Origin of the sequence: Rubritalea profundi, assembly GCF_002954445.1 — a bacterium.
GTDB lineage: Bacteria > Verrucomicrobiota > Verrucomicrobiia > Verrucomicrobiales > Akkermansiaceae > Rubritalea > Rubritalea profundi.
In genome coordinates this window covers 1,957,730-1,980,619 of sequence record NZ_MQWA01000001.1, presented here as the reverse complement: position 1 = coordinate 1,980,619, position 22,890 = coordinate 1,957,730, and the positions used below count along the sequence as shown (strand labels likewise).

20 protein-coding genes and 1 pseudogene are annotated in these 22,890 nt (G+C 50.7%); 15 read left to right on the top strand and 6 right to left on the bottom strand.

Annotation, left to right across the window (positions count from 1 at the left end):
* Positions 1-2: 2 nt before the first annotated feature.
* The gene (gene mqo / locus BSZ32_RS08720) at positions 3-1,511 is read right to left on the bottom strand and encodes a malate dehydrogenase (quinone) (protein WP_105043080.1); all 1,509 of its coding nucleotides are present in this window, start codon (positions 1,509-1,511) and stop codon (positions 3-5) included.
* Between the two features lie 179 nt (positions 1,512-1,690).
* Here mqo and BSZ32_RS08715 point away from each other — a divergent pair, with 179 nt between their 5' ends.
* On the top strand, positions 1,691-2,203 hold the full coding sequence (locus tag BSZ32_RS08715; protein ID WP_105043079.1) for a dual specificity protein phosphatase family protein: 513 nt from the start codon (positions 1,691-1,693) through the stop codon (positions 2,201-2,203).
* A gap of 260 nt (positions 2,204-2,463) precedes the next feature.
* On the opposite strand, the gene BSZ32_RS08710 is transcribed toward BSZ32_RS08715, so the two are convergent.
* Positions 2,464-2,760, bottom strand: a complete 297-nt coding sequence (locus BSZ32_RS08710) for a hypothetical protein (protein WP_105043078.1) — start codon at positions 2,758-2,760, stop codon at positions 2,464-2,466.
* A gap of 153 nt (positions 2,761-2,913) precedes the next feature.
* Here BSZ32_RS08710 and BSZ32_RS18795 point away from each other — a divergent pair, with 153 nt between their 5' ends.
* The 5 genes and pseudogenes from BSZ32_RS18795 to BSZ32_RS08685 all read left to right on the top strand — a co-directional run bounded on the left by BSZ32_RS18795 (position 2,914) and on the right by BSZ32_RS08685 (position 7,308).
* A complete protein-coding gene (locus tag BSZ32_RS18795; RefSeq protein WP_165788745.1) occupies positions 2,914-3,084 on the top strand; it encodes a hypothetical protein in 171 nt (56 codons plus the stop codon).
* A 175-nt stretch (positions 3,085-3,259) separates the two neighbouring features.
* The gene (locus BSZ32_RS08705; RefSeq protein ID WP_105043077.1) at positions 3,260-3,673 is read left to right on the top strand and encodes an esterase/lipase family protein; all 414 of its coding nucleotides are present in this window, start codon (positions 3,260-3,262) and stop codon (positions 3,671-3,673) included.
* Between the two features lie 12 nt (positions 3,674-3,685).
* Complete coding sequence (locus tag BSZ32_RS08700) at positions 3,686-3,901, top strand: hypothetical protein (protein WP_105043076.1); 216 nt, start codon at positions 3,686-3,688, stop codon at positions 3,899-3,901.
* Between the two features lie 134 nt (positions 3,902-4,035).
* A pseudogene (locus tag BSZ32_RS20330) lies at positions 4,036-6,110 on the top strand (sodium-translocating pyrophosphatase).
* A gap of 574 nt (positions 6,111-6,684) precedes the next feature.
* Complete coding sequence (locus tag BSZ32_RS08685) at positions 6,685-7,308, top strand: N-acetylmuramoyl-L-alanine amidase family protein (protein ID WP_105043075.1); 624 nt, start codon at positions 6,685-6,687, stop codon at positions 7,306-7,308.
* Positions 7,309-7,645: 337 nt separating this feature from the next.
* Here the strand turns inward: BSZ32_RS08685 and BSZ32_RS08675 are convergent, their stop codons facing one another.
* Positions 7,646-8,035, bottom strand: coding sequence for a globin domain-containing protein (locus tag BSZ32_RS08675; protein ID WP_240610593.1), 390 nt, complete (start codon positions 8,033-8,035; stop codon positions 7,646-7,648).
* Between the two features lie 131 nt (positions 8,036-8,166).
* Here BSZ32_RS08675 and BSZ32_RS08670 point away from each other — a divergent pair, with 131 nt between their 5' ends.
* From BSZ32_RS08670 to BSZ32_RS19245, 7 genes are all read left to right on the top strand, one after another.
* On the top strand, positions 8,167-10,713 hold the full coding sequence (locus BSZ32_RS08670; RefSeq protein WP_105043072.1) for a protein kinase domain-containing protein: 2,547 nt from the start codon (positions 8,167-8,169) through the stop codon (positions 10,711-10,713).
* 116 nt (positions 10,714-10,829) lie between these two features.
* Entirely contained in the window at positions 10,830-11,567 is a 738-nt protein-coding gene (locus tag BSZ32_RS08665; protein WP_338066257.1) for a serine/threonine protein kinase, read from the top strand.
* Positions 11,568-11,646: 79 nt separating this feature from the next.
* Positions 11,647-12,207, top strand: coding sequence for a hypothetical protein (locus tag BSZ32_RS08660; protein WP_105043070.1), 561 nt, complete (start codon positions 11,647-11,649; stop codon positions 12,205-12,207).
* A 100-nt stretch (positions 12,208-12,307) separates the two neighbouring features.
* Positions 12,308-12,739, top strand: a complete 432-nt coding sequence (locus BSZ32_RS08655) for a hypothetical protein (RefSeq protein WP_105043069.1) — start codon at positions 12,308-12,310, stop codon at positions 12,737-12,739.
* Between the two features lie 64 nt (positions 12,740-12,803).
* Positions 12,804-13,433 carry a YiiX/YebB-like N1pC/P60 family cysteine hydrolase gene (locus BSZ32_RS08650; protein ID WP_105043068.1) on the top strand — a complete coding sequence of 210 codons (630 nt, stop codon included), beginning with the start codon at positions 12,804-12,806 and terminating at the stop codon, positions 13,431-13,433.
* A gap of 55 nt (positions 13,434-13,488) precedes the next feature.
* Complete coding sequence (uvrA, locus tag BSZ32_RS19250) at positions 13,489-16,521, top strand: excinuclease ABC subunit UvrA (RefSeq protein WP_206018779.1); 3,033 nt, start codon at positions 13,489-13,491, stop codon at positions 16,519-16,521.
* A 47-nt stretch (positions 16,522-16,568) separates the two neighbouring features.
* Complete coding sequence (locus tag BSZ32_RS19245; protein ID WP_206018778.1) at positions 16,569-19,046, top strand: excinuclease ABC subunit UvrA; 2,478 nt, start codon at positions 16,569-16,571, stop codon at positions 19,044-19,046.
* 6 nt (positions 19,047-19,052) lie between these two features.
* Here the strand turns inward: BSZ32_RS19245 and BSZ32_RS08640 are convergent, their stop codons facing one another.
* Positions 19,053-20,546 carry a sulfatase-like hydrolase/transferase gene (locus BSZ32_RS08640; RefSeq protein ID WP_165788744.1) on the bottom strand — a complete coding sequence of 498 codons (1,494 nt, stop codon included), beginning with the start codon at positions 20,544-20,546 and terminating at the stop codon, positions 19,053-19,055.
* A gap of 59 nt (positions 20,547-20,605) precedes the next feature.
* Positions 20,606-21,481: a hypothetical protein gene (locus BSZ32_RS08635; protein WP_105043066.1), complete on the bottom strand. Its 876-nt coding sequence runs from the start codon at positions 21,479-21,481 to the stop codon at positions 20,606-20,608.
* Between the two features lie 87 nt (positions 21,482-21,568).
* Between BSZ32_RS08635 and BSZ32_RS08630 the strand changes: the two genes are divergently transcribed.
* Positions 21,569-21,952, top strand: a complete 384-nt coding sequence (locus tag BSZ32_RS08630) for an alpha/beta hydrolase (RefSeq protein WP_105043065.1) — start codon at positions 21,569-21,571, stop codon at positions 21,950-21,952.
* Between the two features lie 47 nt (positions 21,953-21,999).
* Positions 22,000-22,413, top strand: a complete 414-nt coding sequence (locus BSZ32_RS08625; RefSeq protein ID WP_240610592.1) for an alpha/beta hydrolase family protein — start codon at positions 22,000-22,002, stop codon at positions 22,411-22,413.
* Here the strand turns inward: BSZ32_RS08625 and BSZ32_RS08620 are convergent.
* A complete protein-coding gene (locus BSZ32_RS08620) occupies positions 22,403-22,882 on the bottom strand; it encodes an asparaginase domain-containing protein (protein ID WP_105043063.1) in 480 nt (159 codons plus the stop codon). The genes BSZ32_RS08625 and BSZ32_RS08620 overlap by 11 nt on opposite strands.
* Positions 22,883-22,890: the final 8 nt, after the last annotated feature.

Sequence of the window (22,890 nt, the reverse complement as noted above, 5' to 3'; positions counted from 1 at the left end):
TATTAAAGAATTGCGAGCGCTTTATCAGCACGCTTGCGTTCTTTTTGGTAGAGCTCGGCATCATTTGCCAAGACCTTTCCAAAGGAACTGACCATGGTCTTAAGCTCACTCAGCCAAGCTGCGCTCTTCAGCTCTTCACCAAAACAACGGTCAAGCACCTCAAGAATGATGGCAACAGATGTGGAGGCCCCTGGTGACGCTCCGAGCAATGCGGCGATCGTCCCATCTTGTGAAGAAACAACCTCCGTACCAAACTGAAGTTTACCACCGACCTCTGGGTCTTTCTTGATGATCTGCACCCGCTGGCCAGCTGTCTCAAGCGTCCAGTCCTCATCCTTGGCATCTGGGAAAAACTCACGGAGCGCTTTCACCCTATCCTTGTGCGTATTGACACACTCTTGGTAAAGGTACTCGGTCAGTGACATGTTATCGCGACCCACTGCCAGCATTGGCCAGAGGTTGTCTGGCTTTACTGAAGAAATAAGGTCAAAAATAGAACCTCGCTTGAGGAATTTTGGCGAAAATCCAGCGTAGGGGCCAAACAGCAAGCTCTTCTTACCGTCGATCACCCGAGTGTCGAGGTGGGGAACTGACATCGGTGGTGCGCCAACTGCGGCTCTACCGTAGACCTTGGCAGCATGCTTCTCAATGATTGCTTCATCCTGACAGACCAAGAATTGGCCACTGACTGGGAATCCGCCAAAACCTTTACCTTCGCGTACTCCCGATTTTTGGAGCAACTTGAGAGAACCTCCACCAGCGCCGATGAAGACAAATTTCCCGTACACTTTTTCGGAGCTTCGCTCACCATCACGACGCACGCGCACCTTCCAGCCTCCGTCGCTGGTGCGATCAATATCACGCACACTTGTTTCGGTGGCTAATGTCACACCATCAAGTGAGGTGAGGTAGTTAATGAGAATATGAGTAAGCGAACCAAAGTCGATGTCAGTACCTCCGTCGACACGTGTAGCAGCGATCTTCTCACCTTCCGCACGGCCAGCCGCTAGCAATGGAGCCCACTCACCGATCTCGTTGACATCTTCAGAGTATGTCATCTCGCTAAAAAAGTGGTGCTCCGCCATCGCCTTGAAGCGATTCGCTAGGAAATCAACCCCATCTTCACCACGCACGAAACTCATGTGAGGAACTTTACGGATAAAATCTTCAGGAGCATCGATCACTCCTTGTTCCACTAAATAGGCCCAAAATTGCTTCGATTGCTCGAATTGCTCGTTGATTACGACCGCTTTGTCGATAGTCACAGAGCCATCGGCATGCTGCGGGGTGTAGTTGAGCTCACATAGTGCCGCGTGGCCTGTGCCAGCGTTGTTCCATGCGTGGGAGCTCTCCAATGCAACACTCGGAAGAGCCTCTATGATCTGAATGGTAGTGTCAGGCTTCAGCTTTTTGAGCATAACGCCCAAGGTAGCGCTCATTATACCACCACCGATGAGGACTACATCGGGATTATTGTTTAACTCGCTGTCCGTTACTTGATTGTTGCTCATAGTGCTGCTAAATGGGAAAATTGATGGGCAGCCAGTATGCCACAAGCCGCGAGTTGTCAAACCCATCCGCAGCAATTACTCGGTGGGTAAAATTTTAGGTATGACTCACAGCTGGATCCTCCTTATACTTAAACTTAGAACTTATCCTAATCCATCCCAAGCAATCCTCCAGTTCTACTATGTACCTTCCAAATATCAGCATCTGCGGCGTCGTCGATTTCCAAAAAATCGAGCGTTCGCCATTCACTCACATCATTTCCATCTGGCACCCTAACCCCAGTCTCGCAAGCTTCCAGAAGCAAATGCACATCGGTTTCCCCAATGCTGACATCCACTTTGCAACCTTCGATGACACGGAAGTCACAAAGACCGGCCAAGCTCCCGGCCAGGTTGATGTTATTTCCTGCCTAGAGTACGCAAGGGATATCCCAGAAAATGCCCACCTTCTGATTCACTGCATGGCTGGAATCTCAAGATCCACCGCGACCGCCATGGCTGTTATTTCTGATTTCTACGGCCCTGGCAGCGAGCGTGATGCGGCGCTAAGCGTCCAAAAAATCCGCCCCATCGCCAATCCTAACAGACTAATCCTCCAATTGGCTGACGAAATTCTCAACCGAGATGGAGCACTCACCAAGGCTGCAGACCACGTCTTCGGCCAATCACTAGGCGAAATGAATAAAGGCTGGTAAACAGCTCTATTGGCTAATTCTCTGCTTCCCACTCAAGTAGATTACACGTTCCTGACCTTAGAGTTGCTTACTATACTCTTGATTTCTAAACATGCTCAACTCTGGCACTTTGATCTGTATAAATTCATGCTTACTCGTCTGGTGACACGCGTTACATCGGTCCACCAACTTGAGGTAATCACTCTCGAATTTCGGTGAGTCACCAGCCTTCACAGACGTCTCCAGCTGCTCAATCTATGAGACCAAAAGTGCTGCGTGAGTTAAATAACATCCACCTCATCTTCACGCACTCCAGCCTCTACTATTTTCTCAGCTTGTTCTTCTAACTCATGTAAATAAAACCCAGCAAGTTCCCAATTTCCCTCAAGACCTGCGAAGTGCAATTTATCCATGTACTTCTGCATCTGCCCCATCGGTTGGGCAAGTTCGAAATCTTCCTCCACATGGGAGCTGATGCTGGACTTTTGCTCACCTCCATCAGCCTGCTTCCACTGGAAATAACAAAACATCGCTACCAACACCCCCCAAATCAATACTCTCTCAAATTTCATCATCATTCTATCTGTCACTCGTTGAGGCCATCTCCAGCCAGTTATTCATCTCCATGAATACGCATCCATACGCGACTATTACAGTATTTATTACAGCCCAGCTACGGTCAGCCCTCTTTGCTCTTGTTTCTTTAGCCCGCACCTTGGTAGAACTGATCTATGCAAACCATCAAGAGATCCATTGCTCTGCTTCTCACAGCCACCATTTGTCTCAGCTATACCAGCTGCATCACTAAGCAAACAAAGCGCAAAGGGAATGTCGTCGTCGAGGAAAAATACGTCGTCAAACGTCCCGTGAAAAAGTTTTTAGAGACCGTAGAGGTTGAGTAACCCGTCAAACACAACGGGAACCTCTCCAAGCCCCAGAGGTCACACCATATTGGTGGGGGTATGCTCCAAGGGAAGCCTCCAGCAACTAGTGTTGGTGACGCGGCCAAGGATTCCAAGCGTGGCAAGCCACGACGATAGAGCTGATAGACATCCGTGATTGAGCAGCTCCAACGCAATGCCCAGGAAGCTTTTTCAGCCCGAAGAGTGGTTCCTCAGTACCCTTTTTACTACAAGTCTCCTTTTACAGGCTGAGAGGCCCAATGTCATTTTCATTTTAGCGGACGACCTCCGCTATGGTGACCTTGGCTGCAATGGACAAACAAAGATACTCACTCCAAATATTGATTCCATTGCCAGTAATGGAATGCGTTTCACCTCTCACTATTCAGGCCAAACTGTCTGCACCCCATCCCGCGCATCGCCTTGTTCTGACGATGATGCCACTGAGGCTGTGGTTCTAGTGCATGGTTTAGCTAGATCTCCAAAGTCAATGAAGCCGCTCGCTGAGTATCTCAAAAAGCACGACTTCGAGTCGCACCTTCTTTCCTATCCATCGACAAAGGCTGATGTTGCAGTTCTCTCTAAATAACACATAGAGCCGATGCTGAATAAACTCCCACAATCAGGCTACACCCTTTGTATCATTGCTGGAGACCGGAGCATCAATTCGATCAATAGCCGCATGATACCAGGTAAAGATGACGGCAAGGTCTCTATCGAAAACACTAAAATCGAAGGAACGCACCAACACATCGTCCTCCAACGTCCGCACCCGATGATCATGCGCGCTCCAGAGACATTCCAGCTGTTAACTTAACGTGACTATTCTGTTACGTGTGTTTTTTCATTGCCTCTAACCTACTTTGTTATAGTTTATTAAATGAACCATTTCTTGAACAATGTTAGAACTAACGTGTAAGAAAACAGCCCCAGCATTAAACACTCCTAACAATGACGAACAATTACATTCTCACCCCCATCGCAGGCCTTATTGGATTAGCCATTGCAGGAGTCATCCTAAGGACGGTTATCAAAAAGGATGGAGGGGAGGGAAAGGTCGCTGAGATCGCCGAGAAAATCCACAAGGGAGCCATGATGTTCATGAAGCGTGAATTCATGTTGATTTCTCTGTTTGCGGTAGTTATTGCCACCTTAATATCTGTTTTTCAAAATCCAGAGTATGCCACGTACCAAGCGATTGCCTTTATTTTTGGCTGCTTGGCCTCCTCGCTTGCGGGCTTCATAGGAATGTACACCGCGACTAAAGCCAATGTCCGCACCACGATAGCTGCAAAAAATGAAGGGGCAGCCTCCGCGCTGAGTGTCGCTTTCTTCGGCGGTTCGGTTATGGGCCTCACGGTGGCTTCGATGGGCTTGATTGGTCTAGGAACTTTATTCTGGGCCTTCGCCACAGGTGACCACAAAATCCACGTGGCAGAAATCATGGAAGGCTTTGCGATGGGAGCTTCGCTCGTCGCCCTTTTCTACCGTGTCGGTGGTGGAATTTTCACCAAGGCGGCAGATGTGGGAGCTGACCTCGTAGGCAAACTAGAAGCAGGCATCCCGGAAGACGACCCGCGCAACCCAGGTGTGATTGCCGACAACGTAGGTGACAATGTGGGAGATGTTGCCGGAATGGGCTCAGACATTTTCGAGTCCTATTGCGGTGCGCAAATTGCCACCATCGCGATTGCCGCCGCAGCGGGTGCCAGAATTTCCCAAAACGGCAGCGCCGAACTCTTTGAAAAAGCCGGCATCCTAGCAGACAAAGCGGAAACGCTGATGTACCTGCCGCTGGCTCTCACCACAGTGGGACTCCTCTGCTCGGTCCTTGGAATCATCATGGTCAAGCTGATGGCGGCAAAAGAACCTGCGGCCGCATTGAGGATCGGAACGATAGGTTCCGCCATTCTTTTCATCATCGCCTCCTTTATCACCTGCGCCCAAATGGGCCTGAGCAACAATCCAGCTTTTGCCGTCTTCGCTGGCGCAGTGGGGGGATCATCATCGGCCTCGTCACCGAGCATTACACCGGTGGTAAACCTGTGAGAGATCTCGCTAAACAAGCGGAGACAGGGGTCGCCACCCTCATGATCGCGGGGCTCGCCCTCGGCATGCGTTCAGTCGCCATTCCACTACTCACGCTCGCCGTCACGATCAGTGTCTCCTTCCATTTTATGGGACTCTACGGAGTCGGTCTCGCAGCAGTCGGCATGTTAGGAACTGTTGGTATTACAATGGCTATCGACGCCTACGGCCCAGTAGCCGACAATGCTGGTGGCATCGCTGAGATGGCAGCAATGGGGCCGGAAACGCGTAAAATCACAGACGGTCTCGACGCGGTAGGCAACACCACCGCTGCTATAGGAAAAGGATTTGCCATTGGCGCAGCAGGGCTATCAGCACTTGCATTGATCACAGCATTCATCCAGAAATCTGACATTTCACTCAACCTTTCAGATAATTCCATACTCGCCACCTTCTTTGTCGGCCTCTTCATCGGCGGCATTGTCCCTTTCCTCAATGGAGCCATCACCATGACTGCGGTGGGTGAAGCCGCCTTTGAAATGATCAACGAAATCCGTCGCCAGTTCCGTGACATCCCGGGCTTACTCGAAGGAACAGCGGAACCCGAGACTGATAAATGTATTGATATAGCAACTAGGGCCGCCACTAAAAAAATGATCCTCCCCGCCTTGCTAGCCGTGGGAACTCCTATTGTCGTCGGATTTGGATTCAATGCCATCAATGGCACCGGAGCCATCGCCCTCACCGGAACTCTTGTCGGAGCACTACTCGGCTGTATTCTCATGGCTCTGATGATGTCGAACGCCGGTGGAGCCTGGGACAATGCCAAGAAATACGTGGAAGATGGAAACTTGGGGGGTAAAGGCTCAGACGTCCACAGCGCGTGCGTCGTCGGTGACACCGTCGGTGACCCCTTCAAAGATACTTCTGGTCCATCCATGAACATCATCATCAATGTCATGGCCATTGTTTCACTTGTGATTGCTGGGCTCCTCTAACATCCCATTGCACAGTCTTCTAACCATGTAATCCATCACTATCACGGTCGTCCTGTTAGCCATCAGCCTTCTCTCCAGAAGATGGGACCGCTGTGGAGGCAAAAGTGACTCCCCTTTAGCTCACTAACATTCCCACATGTTAGATCCGATCGCTTTTATCTCCTTGCCCCAAGGTGGTGAAATCATTCTGATGCTCATGGTTAGTACAATTTTCGCGGGAGTCTTCATGCTCCCCTTTTGGATGATTCTCAAAAAGGCAGGCTTAAGCCCAGCTCTCTCCTTGCTACTCTTTGTGCCAGGAGGCCTTCTAGTTTTGTTATTCATACTCGCTCTCAGCCGTTGGCCGGCACTTGAAAGCGCTTCAGCTAACCAGTCATAGTAACCCATGTTTCGCGGGTTATTGAAGCGTACCAAAGAAACTTAATAATTCCTGAAAGCTAAAACTCTTTAATTACCTGATTATTTGGATGCTGCTAGAGCTGATTTCTTGACAGATGCTGTTGATTATGCGAGTTGATTGTCAGCTCTTTGCGCCCTAGGCGCATCACCACACAGCCTACTCTAAAAGGATTCAATGCCCCTAACACGCCTCATTTCATTCATCACTTGCCTATGGTTCGCCAGCCATGGAATCAGCCAAGCTAGGGCATTTAGCACCGTTGTGATCGATGCGGGACACGGCGGAAAAGACTATGGCGGCAGTTACGGCAAGGTCTATGAGAAGCACCTCGCCCTCGACACAGCGAAACGGGTGGAGTACATGCTCCAGAAAAAAGGCTACCGCACCCGCATGACCCGCACTAGTGATGTTTTCTTATCGCTACAAAAGCGAGCATCCATCGGTAACCGTTACGGCAACTCCATTTTCGTCTCAATTCACTATAACTGTACATACCGACGCGCAGCCAAGGGGATTGAAACCTTTTATTACACGTCGCACTCCAAGCCACTGGCTCAATACGTCCACAATGCCATTTTACGCAAAACTAGAGCCAACGACCGCAAGGTCAAACACGCCCGCTACTACGTCATTCGTAATGCCAAGAACCCAGCAATCCTATTTGAAGGCGGCTTCCTCACCAACACAAGCGAATGCCGTGCCTGTAAAAAAGGCAACTACCGTCAAAAAATTGCAGAAGGTATCGTCTCTGGTATCGACCAGTACCAATCAGCCCGACGCTCAGGTCGAGTTCGCTAGCATTAGACTCACTCACTAGAGCCCCCCCTCCCGCACTTTTCTGGGAATAAAGGGGTCACATTCGCCTCTCATTAATATGCCAAGCAATCCAACTAAAAAGCACTCCAGCCATCGCGTCCTCACATGGGTAGTCGCTGGCCTAGCTTGCTTTGGCATCCTTAGAGCCTTCGGAGCATTTCCTTCCTCTATCGTGCCGTGCTGAGCACCTAGCTCAGCTGATTCGGTCGAACCAGCATGCAAATAAACGACTCTCAATTCGATCGGAGTGACGGCGGCATCCGCTCCGATTGGGCACTCTGGCTCGATATCCAACTACAGTGCTAACGCACGGATCTTGTCACGCTCGCGGATTGAAGTTAATCCCATTTCCTTCAGGTACATTTCTCATGAAATCTGCTACCTGTAAAAAGAAAGCATCTAGCTGCACAGCCGCATCCTCTGGAATCTCAGCTTCACGCATCGAAGCAGCCATCAGCTCCACCCACCGATCCCGCTCACGTGCACCTATTTTAAATGGCATGTGACGACCTCGAAGCCTCGGGTGTCCCCGTTTCTCGGTGTAGGTCGGATCACCAGCTAAACGGAACATCAAGAAATCAAACAATCTCTCTTCAGCTCCCTGCATATCACCCTTGGGGTACATCGGGCCTAGAATGTCATCGCTAGGCACCTTTGCATAAAAAAGCTTCACCATGCGTTCTAAGCCTTGACGGCCTACCCTATCCATAATTACTCTTTCATCCATAACCAGCGTGTCGTTGTGTTGTAGCCTTTTAATCTCTATTGAGCAAGGCTTGACCTTTTATGTAAAGTCATTGTAACTCTCCCGGCACGACCCCCAAGTATTTTAATAGTACCATGTCTGACGTCAATTCACACCAACCTCTAGAGTTCATTCCACCGAGTGTCGACCACCTGGCTGAGCTTCTTCCTGCATATAAATTCGAGAAACTCATAGCCAAAGGTGGCATGGGGGCTGTCTATAAAGCAACTCAGACTTCGCTTGACCGCCCGGTGGCAGTCAAGGTGCTCCCACCTGAACTAGGAGAATCTGAGTCCTTCCGTGAGTCCTTCATCAAGGAAGCCAAGCTCATGGCTCGCCTCAACCACCCCAACCTCATCAGCGTCTTCGACTTCGGTGAGGTTGATAACATGCTCTACATCGTCATGGAATTGGTCGATGGTGCCACTCTCTATGAGAAAACCTATGAAAGTCACCTTGATCAACAAGGTGCGTTAGAAGCAACCATCGCCATCTGCCGGGGCCTAGCAAATGCGCATGAGGCGGGAATTCTTCACCGCGACATCAAGCCTGCCAATATTTTCATCACCCATTCGGGCATCCCCAAGATCGGCGACTTCGGGCTCGCCCGACCATCAGGCGACACCGAGTCGGGAGTCATTTTTGGCACCCCAGGCTACACCGCCCCTGAAGTTTTAGCCGCTCCCGACACAGTAGGTCCAGCCACTGACATTTTTGCTGTGGGCGTCATGCTCTATGAGCTACTCGCAGGGAAAATTCCCGGCGACCTCTATGAGCCAGTCACCAAGCATTCTAAATGCGACCCGATGATTGACAGGCTCATCCGCAAGGCCATCGCTTCTGATCTGACTCAACGCTACTCCTCAGCCGAGGACTTTGCCGACGATCTCGAAGACGTCTTCCGTAAATCTAAACAACAAGAAAGTAAGTCTAGCGCATCACCTTTTCTAACCATACCGGCCACCAAAAAGCCTGCTAACTTGGCCTCCAGTTCAAATGTTAAGTCTGCTCGAACCTCAAAAACATTACTCAAGTCTCCTCCTAAAAAAGTGACATCTGGCAGAGGCGGTAGCAATGCACGCAATTTCATCATCATCATCATCCTGCTTGGTGCCATTTACGGAGTCCTCCAATGGAAGGATACGAGGGAAGCTCAAATTGCCCAAATTGAAGCGGACAACGAGAAACTCGCAAGTACCCGATCGAAGCCTCCTCTGAAGGAGCCAGCGCAACCCCCTGTAGTCACCAAGACCGTCACTCGAAAAACCTTAGAACAACTACGGACTCGCTTAGTCGAAGGGGATCGACCAATGAACGAAATGCCAAAGGAGACAATCTCCCTCGACAATGGTGAACGTTTCGTTCTCTTTATTGATAAAGAACTGACATGGCATCAGGCTCAACTATGGGCTGCCAAGCATGGCGCCCAGCTAGCAACGGTAGACTCCAGCTCAGACGTCTCAGCAATACGTAAGTCAATCCCATCCGGTGAGAATGTCTGGATTGGTGCCGCTACTGCCGGACACGAACAGTGGGCATGGACCGATGGCACCCCTTGGACCGACGACTCCATCGATATCCGTAAAACTTCCAAGCTCGCATTCGCCCAGCTCGATAGCGATATGTTTGCCTCAGCTATGAAAATCACCGACAGAGCAAAGTTTCTCATCGAGTGGAAGGCCGACAGCTCACAGCCAGCAGCTCTCAATCAGCAAATGGAACGCGTAGCTGAAACACTCGATAACCCAACCCCTCTCTACCCGCCAGGATCATTCATATTCGGCAGCCGCAGCTTCTACCTCTGCCCATACCCATTGACTCTTGGCCAAGCTCAAAAGCTTGCCACCTCGGCTGGTGCACACATTGCAACGCCGTCGGACGAAGTCGAAACTATATACTTCAGTGAATTGATCACTGCCAACGTCCCCTCTGGACAACTTTGCCGCATCGGCGGAATCCTCGACAATAATGAGTGGAAGTGGCTCAGTGGCGAAGAATGGAAAGGTGCCGACTGGGACGACAACTACCCAAAAAATAAAAATAGCATAGTCATTGCCTCCTCCTCAAGCAAGTGGCGAGACGCCTCACAGGATAAAAGGGTGCCCTACACTTTGTTCGAGTGGAGTAAAGACGCCCCTGCTGGTGGCGCTATCACACCGTCTACAAGTGGTGGAGCCAGTACTTCCGAATTTTCGGCACTCCAATCAAAGGCTTCTAAACTCGTCAAAGACGCTTACGATAAACGCGAAGAAGAACACACGAAAAACGTCGAACGAATCACGAGGGATTTGGACCTCTACCTTAAAGGGCTTACCAGAACTGACAAAATCCGTCATGCTCGCTCAGTTCAACGGATCAAAGAGATCACCGGCGGTAAAGACAGGATAGAAAAAAGGGTCGCGTCCATGGGGAGCAGCATTAAAATTGAAAAACTCACCATTGCCACTTACGAAAAACAAGGCCGCATTGACTCCACTTACGACGAGACTATCGATAAGATTCGCCTCCTCTACCAGAAGAAGCTTAAAGACATCATTCAAGAGCTCGAAAGAAAGGGCCAACTCACTGCTGCTAAACAAGCGGTGACATCTCTCAAAGTATCTTCAGCAGGCACCCAAGCCTTTGTCGAGAGCTTAAACTAGCATGTTTTTCTCTACTTTCCGACGGCTCCCTCGCGTCAAACACTTGCTTCAAATTGCCGGTTGAGACAACTCACCCACGAATCGGCGTTTCCAATCTCGCGAAAGTAGGATAATGTCTGCTTCTCAAGCTAACACATCCCCCCCCGCTAATCTCACCTGGGCATAGAGGATGTCTCAAGGAGACAAACCACCCACACCCGAAGAACTCAACCCCTTTTTTCCCAGCCTTCGAAGTCACGGACTTCATCGCTCAAGGTGGAATGGGTGCAGTTTTTAGAGCCACGCAAATCTCACTTGATAGGCCAATGGCTATCAAGATTTTACCCTACGAAATGGGGCTAGACCCAGAGTTTAGTTCCAGCTTCGAGACCGAGGCCAAAGCGATGGCTATGCTCAATCACCCGAACCTCGTTAAGGTATTCGATTTCGGCAACATTGAGGGAATGCTCTACATTGTGATGGAGTTAGCCCCAGGTCGCTCACTCTACGATTTAATTCACGGAAAAAGTGTCGAAATGAGTGAGGCTAGCCGTCTTATATCAGACATGTGCCGAGGACTAGAACATGCGCACGATGCTGGACTTATCCATCGTGACATAAAACCTGCTAACGTCCTTATTGATGACTCTGCTCACCCAAAGATTGTCGACTTTGGCTTGGCTCGGCCTCTCAGCAACACCCACGATGGTGGGACGATCTACGGAACAAAAGGCTATACAGCGCCAGAAGTCCTCACTGATCCAAACAACATCGACCAGCGGGCTGATATTTTCTCCGTAGGAGCCATGCTCTATGAGCTGCTCACGGGCCAGATGCCACCCCATCCGTATATCCCCTGCATCTTCCCTCAGTGATTCAGATCCAGCGTTCGATACTATTATCCTCAAAGCAATTCACCCTCAAAGGAGTTTACGCTACCCCAACGTTGGAGAAATGGCTGAAGAGCTCGATGAACTTGCAGCCCGACTTGAACAAGTCGCCAACCAGCCACTCGCGGCTCCAGTTGCGGCACCCGCCACCAGCTCGCGTCCTCACACTAGAATCCAGGTAAAACAGCCGTCCTCAGCGCCAAGCATCGCGATTGTGATCATTGCTCTCATCATCCTTGTAGCTGCTGGCATTGCCTTTGTGCTGAATCACTCGTCCAACGAGAAAGAAAACCTCGCTCAAGCTAAACTCCAACTACAACATAAAGCTCAGGCCAAAGAAACTGAATTGCGTAAAGCTGCCGATCTCAAAGCAGCTAAAGTCAAACAAGAACAAGACCGACTAGCCAAACATCGCGCGGAGATGAAGCGCCAACAACTGATCTTGCAGGACAATCGCAAACTTTCAGAAGAAGAAGACAGAATCGCAGCACGAGCAAAAGCTCGAGAGTTCAAACGAGAGGGAGCAGGCCAAACGAGAAAAGAGAGCCCAGGCTGCGAAAAAAGCCGCAGCGCTTGCGGCGGCACAAGCGATCCCAGAGTTCGACCACCTCTCCTTCATCAATAAAATACGTAAGCTGATCTCCGACAACACCGATGAGTCTATTTCTGATTACGATGCTAGCCTCGCTAAAAATGCAGACCGGTATATCCGTTACGCTAAGCGTGTGATCCGTAAGCTAGACTCAGAGGAAAGACCGACCGCAGAGCTCGAAGCTAAACCCTACTACAAGAAAATCCTCACTGAGGGGCGCATCCCGAAAAAAATCGGAAAAACACTTTATTTCCTCGAAGAGGCACACTCAGATCACATCCTAAAGCAGAACACAATCGATCTTGAGTACGCTCCCGATCTCGAAGTCTGGCGTGAAGTCTACATTTCTAACTGCCAAGCTAGATGTGAAAAGTTAGATACTGAAGCTCACTCCGAATCCATCCTTTACCTCACCAAAGAGATCGAACTCGTGAAACAAGAATGGCAGAGAATCCTCCTCATCGCAAAAGCTCGTGTAGTCGAGGAACCTCAAATCGAAAGAGACGAACCCAAAAAAAAGCGAAAACTGAGAAGAAGGGTACCAGACGCTAGAATAGATTTCTAAGGACATCTAATTATTTATCGAGTACTGTGTGAGTAACACCTCACATTACTCGATTCTTTTATCTATGACGCGCCTCCTTTTCCCACTCATCATTCTGCTTTCAGCCGTCCTCTCTTTTGGCTATGGCCAACACAGCAAGCACACCCCCTATGCTCTCAAAGATGGTGACATCGTCTTTCAAAGCGGCCACCGAGGACAAGCCAATGCCATCAAAGCCGCGACTGACTCAGAATGGACCCATGTGGGTGTGGTTTTCAAGCGCGAGAACCAATGGTGGGTGCTCGAGGCCGTTCAACCTGTAAAATACACCAAATTAGAGGACTTCATCAAACGAGCCCCAAAGAGCTTTCACGCTCGCCGCCTAAAAGACTCTTCCGCTATCACCCCTGAATGCCTCGCATTGGCTCACACATGGGGAGCACAACAACTCAACAAAAACTACGACCTCAAATTCCTCTGGGATGATGAGAAACTCTATTGCTCTGAGTTGGTCTGGAAAATTTACAAGCACGCCGCCGACATCGAGCTCTGCGAACCTCGAGCTATGGAGTCCTATAATCTCTCCGACCCCGACGTCGCGGCCCTTGTTAAAAAGCGCTTTGGCAGCATCGACAATTTACCTAAAAATTCCCCCACTGTCGCTCCCTCTGACCTAGCTGATTCACCTTTGCTCATCGAAGTTCCTAGGAAATGACGCGGATCATTGATTCCCGATTTGCCACGCTCCAGATCACGGCTAGACTGCTGCCGTGCCAGAGAACATTCCAGCGATCCAAATTCGAGGTGCCCGCCAGCATAACCTGAAAAACCTCGATCTCGACATCCCTAAAAACCAGTTCACGGTCATCACTGGCCCCTCTGGATCCGGCAAGTCGTCACTCGCATTTCATACCCTCTACGCCGAGGGCCAACGCCGATACGTCGAGACATTCTCGCCCTACGTCCGCCAATTCCTCGACCGGATGGACAAACCCGCGGTCGATCGTATCGACAACATCCCGCCGGCAATTGCAATCGAGCAAAAAAACTCTATTCGCTCCACCCGCTCCACCGTCGGCACCCTCACCGAGCTCAATGACTATCTCAAAGTCATCTATCCAAAGCTAGCCAGAGCATTTGATCCAAATACTGGAGAAGAAATCAAGCCAGACTCGCCTAGTTCAATCGTAGATTGGACATACTCCCAACATGCCGGCAAGAACATCCTCGTACTCTTTCCCATCACCATTTCTGAAAACGCCACCACTGCCGAAGTCTTCAACTTTCTCAACCAGCAAGGCTACCTCAGAGTTCTCAAAGGTGAAGAAATCTTGCGCACGGATGACACGGATGACAGCAATCCATGGGGCGAAGCATCGGCCGTTATTATTCAAGATCGCATAAAACTAACAAAAGCTAACAAGACTCGACTCCACGAAGCGCTGGAAGCCGCACTCAACTTTGGCAAAGGCCATTGCTCGATCCAATTTCAAAATTCAAATAAAGAATCTCAAATCCGCGGGTTCAGCACGGAATGGCACAACCCAAACACCGGTTTCACACTCCGCCCCCCCACTGCCTCGCTGTTCTCATTCAACTCCCCACTGGGAGCCTGCCCAGAGTGCCGAGGCTTCGGCCGAATCATCGGAATCGACCTTCAAAAATCTGTCCAAGACCCCACTCTCACGATCAAAGAAGGAGTCATCAAACCCTTTCAAGGTGAACGCGGAGCTGAGTGCAAAGACGACCTCATTCGCTGCGCACGCGTCCAAGGCATCGACACTAACACCCCCTGGCACCTCTTGCCTAAAAAGGATCAAGAATGGGTGCTCAAAGGCGAAAAAGGCAATGCCGACAAACTCTGGAAAGCGGGTAAATGGTATGGAGTTCGCGGCTTCTTTGACTGGATGGAAACCAAGGCGTACAAAATGCACGTCCGCGTCTTCCTCTCCCGCTACCGCGCCTACACCGAGTGTCCAGCGTGCAATGCCACCCGCCTCAAGCCAGAAGCTCTCTGCTTCAAGATCGAAGGTAAATCCCTCCCCGACCTCTGGCACATCCCACTGACAGATCTCAATGATTGGTTCCACAATCTCAAATCAGAAATCAAAAACCAGGAATCGAGTTCACTGAAGCACGCGATGAGTGAAATCCAAGCGCGCTTGTCCTACCTCAATGAAGTCGGCTTAGGCTACCTCACCCTCGACCGCCCAGCCCGCAATCTATCAGGTGGCGAGATCGAACGCGTCAACCTAACAACCTGCCTCGGAGCAGCCCTCACCAACACGCTCTTTGTTCTGGATGAACCTACCGTTGGCCTCCACGCCCGCGACGTCAACCGCCTCATCTCCATCATGCACAACCTGCGTGACAAAGGAAATACCGTCGTCGTCGTCGAGCACGAAGAGGCTGTCATGCGCCAAGCTGACAACCTCATCGATATAGGCCCAGCTGCTGGTGAACATGGAGGAAACATCACCTTCCACGGTCCTCTCCATGACATCCAACAATCAGCAATCAACAATCCGCAATCGATTACCCTCCCTTACCTTACTGGCGAGAAATCAATCAAGCCTCCCGCAAAGCGACGGAAGTCACGCAAGAAGCTCAGCTTCACAGGTGCCTACAAGCACAACATTGACAACCAGAACATCGCGCTCCCCATCGGCACATTCATTTGCCTAACAGGGGTGTCAGGCTCCGGTAAATCGACCATGGCCAATGATGTGATCCACCGCAACCTGCAGAAGGCCTTCCTCCACACCACCGATGAAGACCCAGCGTTCATCAAATCGATCAAAGGCATCGACCATATCTCCGGTGTCGAGCGTGTGGACCAGTCTGCTCTCACCAAAACACCCCGCTCCACCCCAGCCGTCTATGCTGGAGCATTCGATGCGATCCGCGAACTTTTTGCTCTCACCGATGAAGCTGATGCGCAAAACCTCAAAGCCGGCTATTTCTCCTTTAACTCTGGCGCTGGCCGATGTGAGCGCTGCTGGGGAAATGGCTTTGAAAAGGTAGAAATGCAGTTTCTCAGCGACCTCTACATCACCTGTCCAGAATGCGAAGGCACACGCTACAACTCTGCAGCTCTTGAAATCAAACTGAGAGGTAAATCCGTCGCTGACGTACTCGCCCTCACCATCACCGAAGCCCTCGAATTCTTTAAAATTCCAGAGGGTGAGAAGAAGTCTAAGACTCTCACTCTTAAATCTAAAATCCACCGAACTCTCAAGCCGCTCCTCGACGTCGGCCTTGGCTACCTCAGACTCGGACAACCACTCAATACCCTCTCTGGTGGCGAGTCCCAGCGCATCAAGCTCTGCCAACTTCTCTCGAAAACTAAAAAAGTCACCGAAAATGGCCAACTCCTCATCCTGGACGAACCCACCACTGGACTCCACTTTATCGACATTGAAAAACTCCTTAAAGTTTTCCAATCCCTCGTCAATGCTGGCCACACGCTGCTGGTGATCGAACACAACCTCGACGTCATTCGCTCCGCCGATCACCTCATCGAAATCGGACCGGGCGCAGGAACTGCCGGTGGCCAAGTCGTCTTCCATGGCTCGCCAGAAGAAATACTAACAACTGACACCGAGACGGCCAAAGCACTCATCAACGATCAATCGCCATTTGCAATTGACTCCACTTCACACTCATCACTCAGCACTCCTCACTCAAACTCCATCCAGATTTCTGAGCCCGCGAGCACAACCTCAAAAACTTCGATCTCACCATCCCGCGCGATGAACTCGTCGTCGTCACCGGCCTCTCAGGATCAGGAAAATCCACGCTAGCATTCGACATCATTTTTGCTGAAGGCCAACGACGTTTCCTCGACTCCATGTCGCCCTACGCGCGCCAGTTCGCAGGTCAGTTAGAGAAGCCCGACATCGATAAAATCGAAGGCCTGCCTCCGACTGTGGCCATCGAGCAACGCGTCTCCCGCGGCGGTGGAAAATCAACAGTCGGCACAGTCACCGAGATCTTCCACTTCCTCCGCCTACTCTATGCCAAGCTCGGCACCCAACATTGCCCAGAGTCCGGCGAAGCCGTGGTCTCACAAACCCAAGACGCAATTGCTAAGCAACTTAAAGCCGCTTTCAAAACCAAGTCTCGCAGCCTCCTGCTCGCACCACTCATTCGCGGGCGTAAAGGCTACCATACCGACGTCGCTGCGACCGCTGGGCGCAAAGGAATTGAGCTTCTCCTAGTCGATGGGAAACTCATCGCTACAGAAGAATTTACTGCCCTTGCCCGCTACAAAGAACACGATATCTTTGCGGTCATTTGCGATAATAAAACACCTAATGCCGACCAACTCACCCAGGCTCTCAGCTTAGGAAAAGGGCAATGCTCGGTTGCAAAAGAACTAACCACTGGCAACTGGCAACTCACTACCTACTCCACCGCCCGCGTCTCCCCAGTCACTGGCATCTCATTCCCAGAGCTCGACCCCCACCACTTCTCATTCAACTCATCTCGCGGATGGTGCACAGACTGCCGCGGCTATGGCTCTATCACCCAATCCATCGGCAAGAAAAAGAAGAAACGCAAAGCTAAGCCGAACGAATTCAACTCCGAGGCTGAAGCCGAAATCGCCGAAGAACTCAGTCATTCTTCCCAGCCTGATGAAGACACTATCCGCATCACTTGCCCTGAATGCCAGGGCGATCGAGTCAACCACAATGCCCGCTTCGTTTTCATCAATGACAACAACATCGCCCACATATCCAGACACTCGGTCACTGATGCTGCTGAGATGTTAGAACAATGGGAATTCATAGGCCGCGACAAACTCATAGCCCGTGACATCCTCCCAGAAATCATCCAACGCCTTCGTTTCCTAGAGAAAGTCGGCCTCAACTACCTTTCACTCGATCGCTCAGCCGACACGCTTTCCGGCGGTGAATCCCAGCGCATCAGACTCGCAGCCCAGCTAGGATCAAACCTCACTGGAGTCCTTTACGTGTTAGACGAGCCAACCATTGGACTCCACCCCCGCGACAACCAGCAACTACTCGACACCCTCGAGGCTCTCCGCGCTCGTGGCAACTCCTTGCTCGTTGTCGAGCACGATGAAGAAACCATGCGTCGCGCCACCCAACTCATCGACCTCGGGCCCGGAGCTGGCGTCCTAGGAGGAAATGTCGTGGCAAATACCACGGGCAAGAAATCACAGCTCAAAAAGACACTCAAGGAGTTCCCGGATTCCCCCACCTTGCTCTCCTTCGCCGCTCCACTACAGCACCCGTTGTTAGGCAAGCGCCGTAGTATTCCCAAAATTGCGGAGAAAAACGCCTGGCTCAAACTGGCAGGCTGTTGCCACAACAACCTCAAGGACATTGACGTCCGTATCCCGCTAGAGCGTCTCACCACTATCTCAGGAGTCTCAGGTTGCGGCAAATCCTCGCTCATGCGCGGCACCCTCCCCCACGCCATCAAGAAATCCACGACCCAAACAAAAGACACCTCTAACTACTTTTCCAAAGCCACTGGATTCGATAATCTAAAATATTGCTATGAAGTCGATCAATCGCCTATCGGCAAAACCTCACGTTCTTGCCCTGCTACCTACGTCAAAGTTCTCGATGACATCCGCAAGCTTTTCGCGGTAGTCCCAGAAGCCCGCATGCGTGGCTACACTGCCTCGCGTTTCAGCTTCAACAATGCCGAGGGCCAGTGCCCAGAATGCAAGGGCAATGGACGGATCAAACTGGAAATGGACTTCCTCCCCACCACTTGGGTCCCATGCCACGCCTGCTCAGAAAAACGCTACAACCATGCCACTCTAGAAATTCTCTACAACGGGAAATCGATTGGTGACGTTTTAAAAATGAACATCTCGACTGCCGCCGAGTTCTTTAAAAACCACACCAAACTCCACCGCACGCTCTCGTTGTTAGACCAAACGGGTCTCGGCTACCTTAATCTAGGTCAACCCTCGCCAAGCCTCTCTGGAGGTGAAGCCCAGCGACTCAAACTCGTTGCCGAGCTCACCAAGGGACGCAAGTCGATCCGCAACATGACGAGGCAACATACCAACCTCTATCTGATAGAAGAACCCACCATAGGACTCCACCAGGAAGACGTGCGAAAGCTCATCGAGGTCCTCCATCGCCTCGTCGACGAAGGCCACACGGTAGTGGTCATCGAACACCATACCGCCATCATGGCAGAAGCCGACTACCTCATCGATATGGGACCAGAAGCTGGCGACCATGGCGGCACCATCGTCGCCCAAGGAACACCAGAGCGCGTTGCTAAAAATAAAAACTCCCGCACCGCCCCCTTCCTAGCCGATGCCCTCGCAGCGCACTAGAAATCATCAATCACCACTCAGCTGCGCTTTAGCCTCAGGAGTCATATATTGCGCACCAGCATCATCGAGAGCTGCCTTCATCTTTCCTAACAGGGTTTTAGCCTTAGCTGGATCCTTGGCGGCTAGGTTATCTGACTCGTATGGATCAATTACGAGATTGAACAACTCGATACGTTTGCCCTCAGGCTTGTCGTAGTGGTAAATCACCTTCCAGTCACCATCGCGATAGACAGTAAAATTGCTGCTCCGGTGTTTGTGAGGAAAATGCATAAGGAAGGTCTGCTGTTTCTCACCGCTATGATTTTTCAAGTACCCAGATAGATCGATTCCATCTACCACATGGTTCGCAGGGATCTTGACTCCAGCCGCCGACAGAGCTGTCGGCATGATGTCACAAATGCTGCCAAAATCAGCCGTCACCACTCCCGGATTGATAGGAAATTGCTTTTGCAGTTGAGAACTCGCACTTGGTTTTGCCCAGCTAACAATAAAGGGCACGCGCATGCCTCCTTCGTAATGGGTTGCCTTTTTACCTCTCAATGGAGCGGATGAAGCCACTGCGTGCGTCCCACCCAAAGGGGCATCGGAACCATTGTCCCCAACAAAAATCACCAGGGTATTCTCAGCTTCACCAATCTTGTTGAGATGCGCTAGGATGTCCTGTAGAGATTTATCCATCCCTTCAACTAGAGTCGCATAGGCTTGTGCCTTTGCTGATTTTCCTGAGTCCCTATAATTATCAGAAAATCTTGGGTCTGAATGGAAAGGTGCATGCAGTGCATAATGGCTCATCTCGACAAAAAATGGCTTCTTCGCAGCATGGACTTTATCGATAGCTTTATTCACCTCGAGCGTGAGCGCTTCTGTCAAAAATGTTTTAGTCCCGTGGTACTGTTCCAAATGAAGCACTGGGTGTGTACCACCCTTGCCGTAATTTTTTTCACCATAATAACTTCCTGGCTTACCAATCGCTGACCCAGCGATGTTGACATCAAACCCGAGGTTCGTCGGGTCAACTCCCTCAGATTCGAAAGGTCCTAGGTGCGCTTTGCCGCAGAAAACCGTCCCGTAGCCTGCATCACGTAAAAGCCCGGGAAGAGTCACATCTCCTGGCTTCAACCCCTTCCAATTCCAGTCTGCTGGCCCTGCATTTTTCTTATACGGATTGATCCACTGCGTCACATGGTGGCGTGCAGAATTTTGACCATTGAGAATACTCACTCTCGATGGTGAACACACGCTGTTGGCATAAAAGGAAGAGAACACCACGCCAGAGTTAGCTAAACTCTCCATCGCAGGCGTTCGGTAAAATGTATTCAATGCCGTCTTTACCAGCTTGCCATTCTTGTCCGCCAAAAAGGGCTGCGAGGTATCCATCAACCCCATGTCATCGACAAGGAATAACAATATGTTAGGACGCTCAGATGCCGTCGCTGCTCCAGCCGTTAGTAAAGCACCTACCGCGGCATGTGCCGCAAGAGTCCATAATCTAGGTCGCATCAATCTCATACTCATACATACTCCATCCAAATAGAATTTCTTACTGGGAGCTTGCTACCCTAGCCATTCAACGTTTTAGCTATCTTTGCATCGATCACAAAATTCTGACTACCAAAGGGCTCCACAGCGCCCCCCTCATTCACCTGATACTCAAATATTTTGATCGGTTTGGTTCCCGGTACAGTAGACATCAGGTACACTCGGATGCTGAGCGCCTCTTTGCCTGTGCTTCCCTCCAGGCTCTTGGTAGCAAATTGCACTTCATTGAGGCCGTCCCTACCTCCACCAATCACCACCTCAGATGCCTTGGTGTCTTGAAAACGATGGTCAGAGATTTTGTTCACCTTCATCTTCACCTCACGACCTGGACAAAAGACGTACACCTTCGCTATGTACTTGGCTGGATTTACCGCGATAGGCATTTGCGGTGGCACACCTGACGCTTGAAAGTCCTTTTGCTCGACATACGTGAGGTCGCCCTCCTTGAGCTGCTTGCGCACCTTTGGTAATGCCAGGAGATTGATAAAGTCTGCCGTGTCGTACTTCCAGACTCCGCCCTCATTGACAAAGTGCAAGAGTAACAAATTCTCTGCTGGGTCCCCGCCGACATTGAAATTCACTTTACCAAAGTACACCGAAGTCGCCGTCGCCCCTTTTTTATGGGCACTCAAACTTTTCAAGTTTTCCACCGATGGTGGGGCCGCTGGCAGCTGAAACACTGCTTTAGGAAAAGGTCTGCGCTCAGAATAGATCCGGTTGCGGATCGTAAGCTGCCGATTCTTCGAAGTCGTCGCCGCCCAGCTCCGGACATCTTGATTGACCATTGCGCTGCGCCATTTCCCATAAACCCCACTCAACTGACTCTGAAGCTGAGGGTTATTACCCTGAGCACTCACTCCAGAAACACTCAAAATCAGTAATAGTGCGCCTAACATTAAAAAAAATCTCTTTTGGATCATGCAAAGCATTGCACAATAAACTAGCTCAGAGGTAAAACCTAAACCTCTACTAAAAACCAATCCATGGATTCCTCCGATAAAACCGTCTCCCCCATCGCCGTTATCCGCGATGAAGAACTCCTCAAGGACGCAGAATCTATCGTGTACAAGCGCACTGAGCAAGGCGAGCTAACGCTCCATTGCTTCTACCCAGAAGGACATAGTGAAAACGACAGACGCAGCGCTATCATCCTATTCCACGGAGGAAAATGGGACCAGTCCATGGTCACTCAGTTTGTCCCCCAAGCCCTCAACTTCGTCGCCCTTGGCGCGGTAGGAATCGTCACGGAATACCGCACCTCATCCGTCCACTCCACCACGCCTCTCGAATCCATTAGCGATGCTCAGACAGCCATCCTCTGGATTCGTAAAAATAATCGTTACCTCGGGGTCGACCCGAAAAAATAATTGCTGGTGGCTCAGGCTCTGGAGCCCACCTCGCCCTCTGTGCCGCCATGCATAAGAAAGTCGAGCACAACGGCTTTTTCTCAGGCGCCCCCAATGCACTCATCCTCTGGAGTGCCATCTTCGACACCACCAAACGTGGTATTGGCATGGAGAACTTCAGCCACAAGCGCGACGCGCGACGCACGAGCCCTAGCAAAAACATCCGCCGCAAGCTTCCACCCATGCTCTTTTTCCACGGCAACGAAGATCCTATTGTTCCTGTCGCGAGTGTTGAAAAATTCGCCCAGCGCCTCAGTAGTAAACGCAACGTCGCGCGCTTCGTTCCCTTCAACCGCGCGACCCATTCTTTCTTCAACTTCAATGTCAACCAACACTACTTCGTGCAAACTCTCGAGTCTGCCGAAGGATTTTTGATAGATCAAGGATTCCTTGATCCCACCTCAAGCGAGGTTATTGGATAAGCTCAAATCGGCGTGTTTCTAGGTTCTTCCAGACCTCACCAGCACGGAAAACCTGGCCGTGCATTGCCAGATACACTCCAGCTGGCATTGATTGCACTGCTCCTAGTGCCGTTCCGACATTGAATACAGCATCGGTTTCGCGGAAACGCGATGGAGCTAGAGCCCCAGTCAGCACAATCGTTTTCCCTTCAACTCCAATAAGGAATTCAGCAGTCGCACACATCGTGTCCGTGCCATGGGTGATCACAATTTGTGATTCTTTAGCCTCCTCACATCTTTTACGGATCAACTCTCTATCAGCCTCTGTGACCTCTAGACTATCCTTTTTCATGAGCGAATCACAGTGATAGGGTAGAGTAAACCCCACCTCTTTAAAAATATGCGGAACTGTTGGTTCGCCGATTTCATACTGAGATAGAGCATCGAAATAGATTTTATCTATCGTGCCTCCTGTAGTTAACACCAACATAATTTCGG

Coding starts and splice junctions, on each gene's coding strand:
- mqo (WP_105043080.1), bottom strand. CDS start 1,511: ATGAGCAACAATCAAGTAACGGACAGCGAGTTAAACAATAATCCCGAT.
- BSZ32_RS08715 (WP_105043079.1), top strand. CDS start 1,691: ATGTACCTTCCAAATATCAGCATCTGCGGCGTCGTCGATTTCCAAAAA.
- BSZ32_RS08710 (WP_105043078.1), bottom strand. CDS start 2,760: ATGATGATGAAATTTGAGAGAGTATTGATTTGGGGGGTGTTGGTAGCG.
- BSZ32_RS18795 (WP_165788745.1), top strand. CDS start 2,914: ATGCAAACCATCAAGAGATCCATTGCTCTGCTTCTCACAGCCACCATT.
- BSZ32_RS08705 (WP_105043077.1), top strand. CDS start 3,260: ATGCCCAGGAAGCTTTTTCAGCCCGAAGAGTGGTTCCTCAGTACCCTT.
- BSZ32_RS08700 (WP_105043076.1), top strand. CDS start 3,686: ATGCTGAATAAACTCCCACAATCAGGCTACACCCTTTGTATCATTGCT.
- BSZ32_RS08685 (WP_105043075.1), top strand. CDS start 6,685: ATGCCCCTAACACGCCTCATTTCATTCATCACTTGCCTATGGTTCGCC.
- BSZ32_RS08675 (WP_240610593.1), bottom strand. CDS start 8,035: ATGGATAGGGTAGGCCGTCAAGGCTTAGAACGCATGGTGAAGCTTTTT.
- BSZ32_RS08670 (WP_105043072.1), top strand. CDS start 8,167: ATGTCTGACGTCAATTCACACCAACCTCTAGAGTTCATTCCACCGAGT.
- BSZ32_RS08660 (WP_105043070.1), top strand. CDS start 11,647: ATGGCTGAAGAGCTCGATGAACTTGCAGCCCGACTTGAACAAGTCGCC.
- BSZ32_RS08650 (WP_105043068.1), top strand. CDS start 12,804: ATGACGCGCCTCCTTTTCCCACTCATCATTCTGCTTTCAGCCGTCCTC.
- BSZ32_RS19245 (WP_206018778.1), top strand. CDS start 16,569: ATGTCGCCCTACGCGCGCCAGTTCGCAGGTCAGTTAGAGAAGCCCGAC.
- BSZ32_RS08640 (WP_165788744.1), bottom strand. CDS start 20,546: ATGCGACCTAGATTATGGACTCTTGCGGCACATGCCGCGGTAGGTGCT.
- BSZ32_RS08635 (WP_105043066.1), bottom strand. CDS start 21,481: ATGTTAGGCGCACTATTACTGATTTTGAGTGTTTCTGGAGTGAGTGCT.
- BSZ32_RS08630 (WP_105043065.1), top strand. CDS start 21,569: ATGGATTCCTCCGATAAAACCGTCTCCCCCATCGCCGTTATCCGCGAT.
- BSZ32_RS08625 (WP_240610592.1), top strand. CDS start 22,000: ATGCATAAGAAAGTCGAGCACAACGGCTTTTTCTCAGGCGCCCCCAAT.
- BSZ32_RS08620 (WP_105043063.1), bottom strand. CDS start 22,882: ATGTTGGTGTTAACTACAGGAGGCACGATAGATAAAATCTATTTCGAT.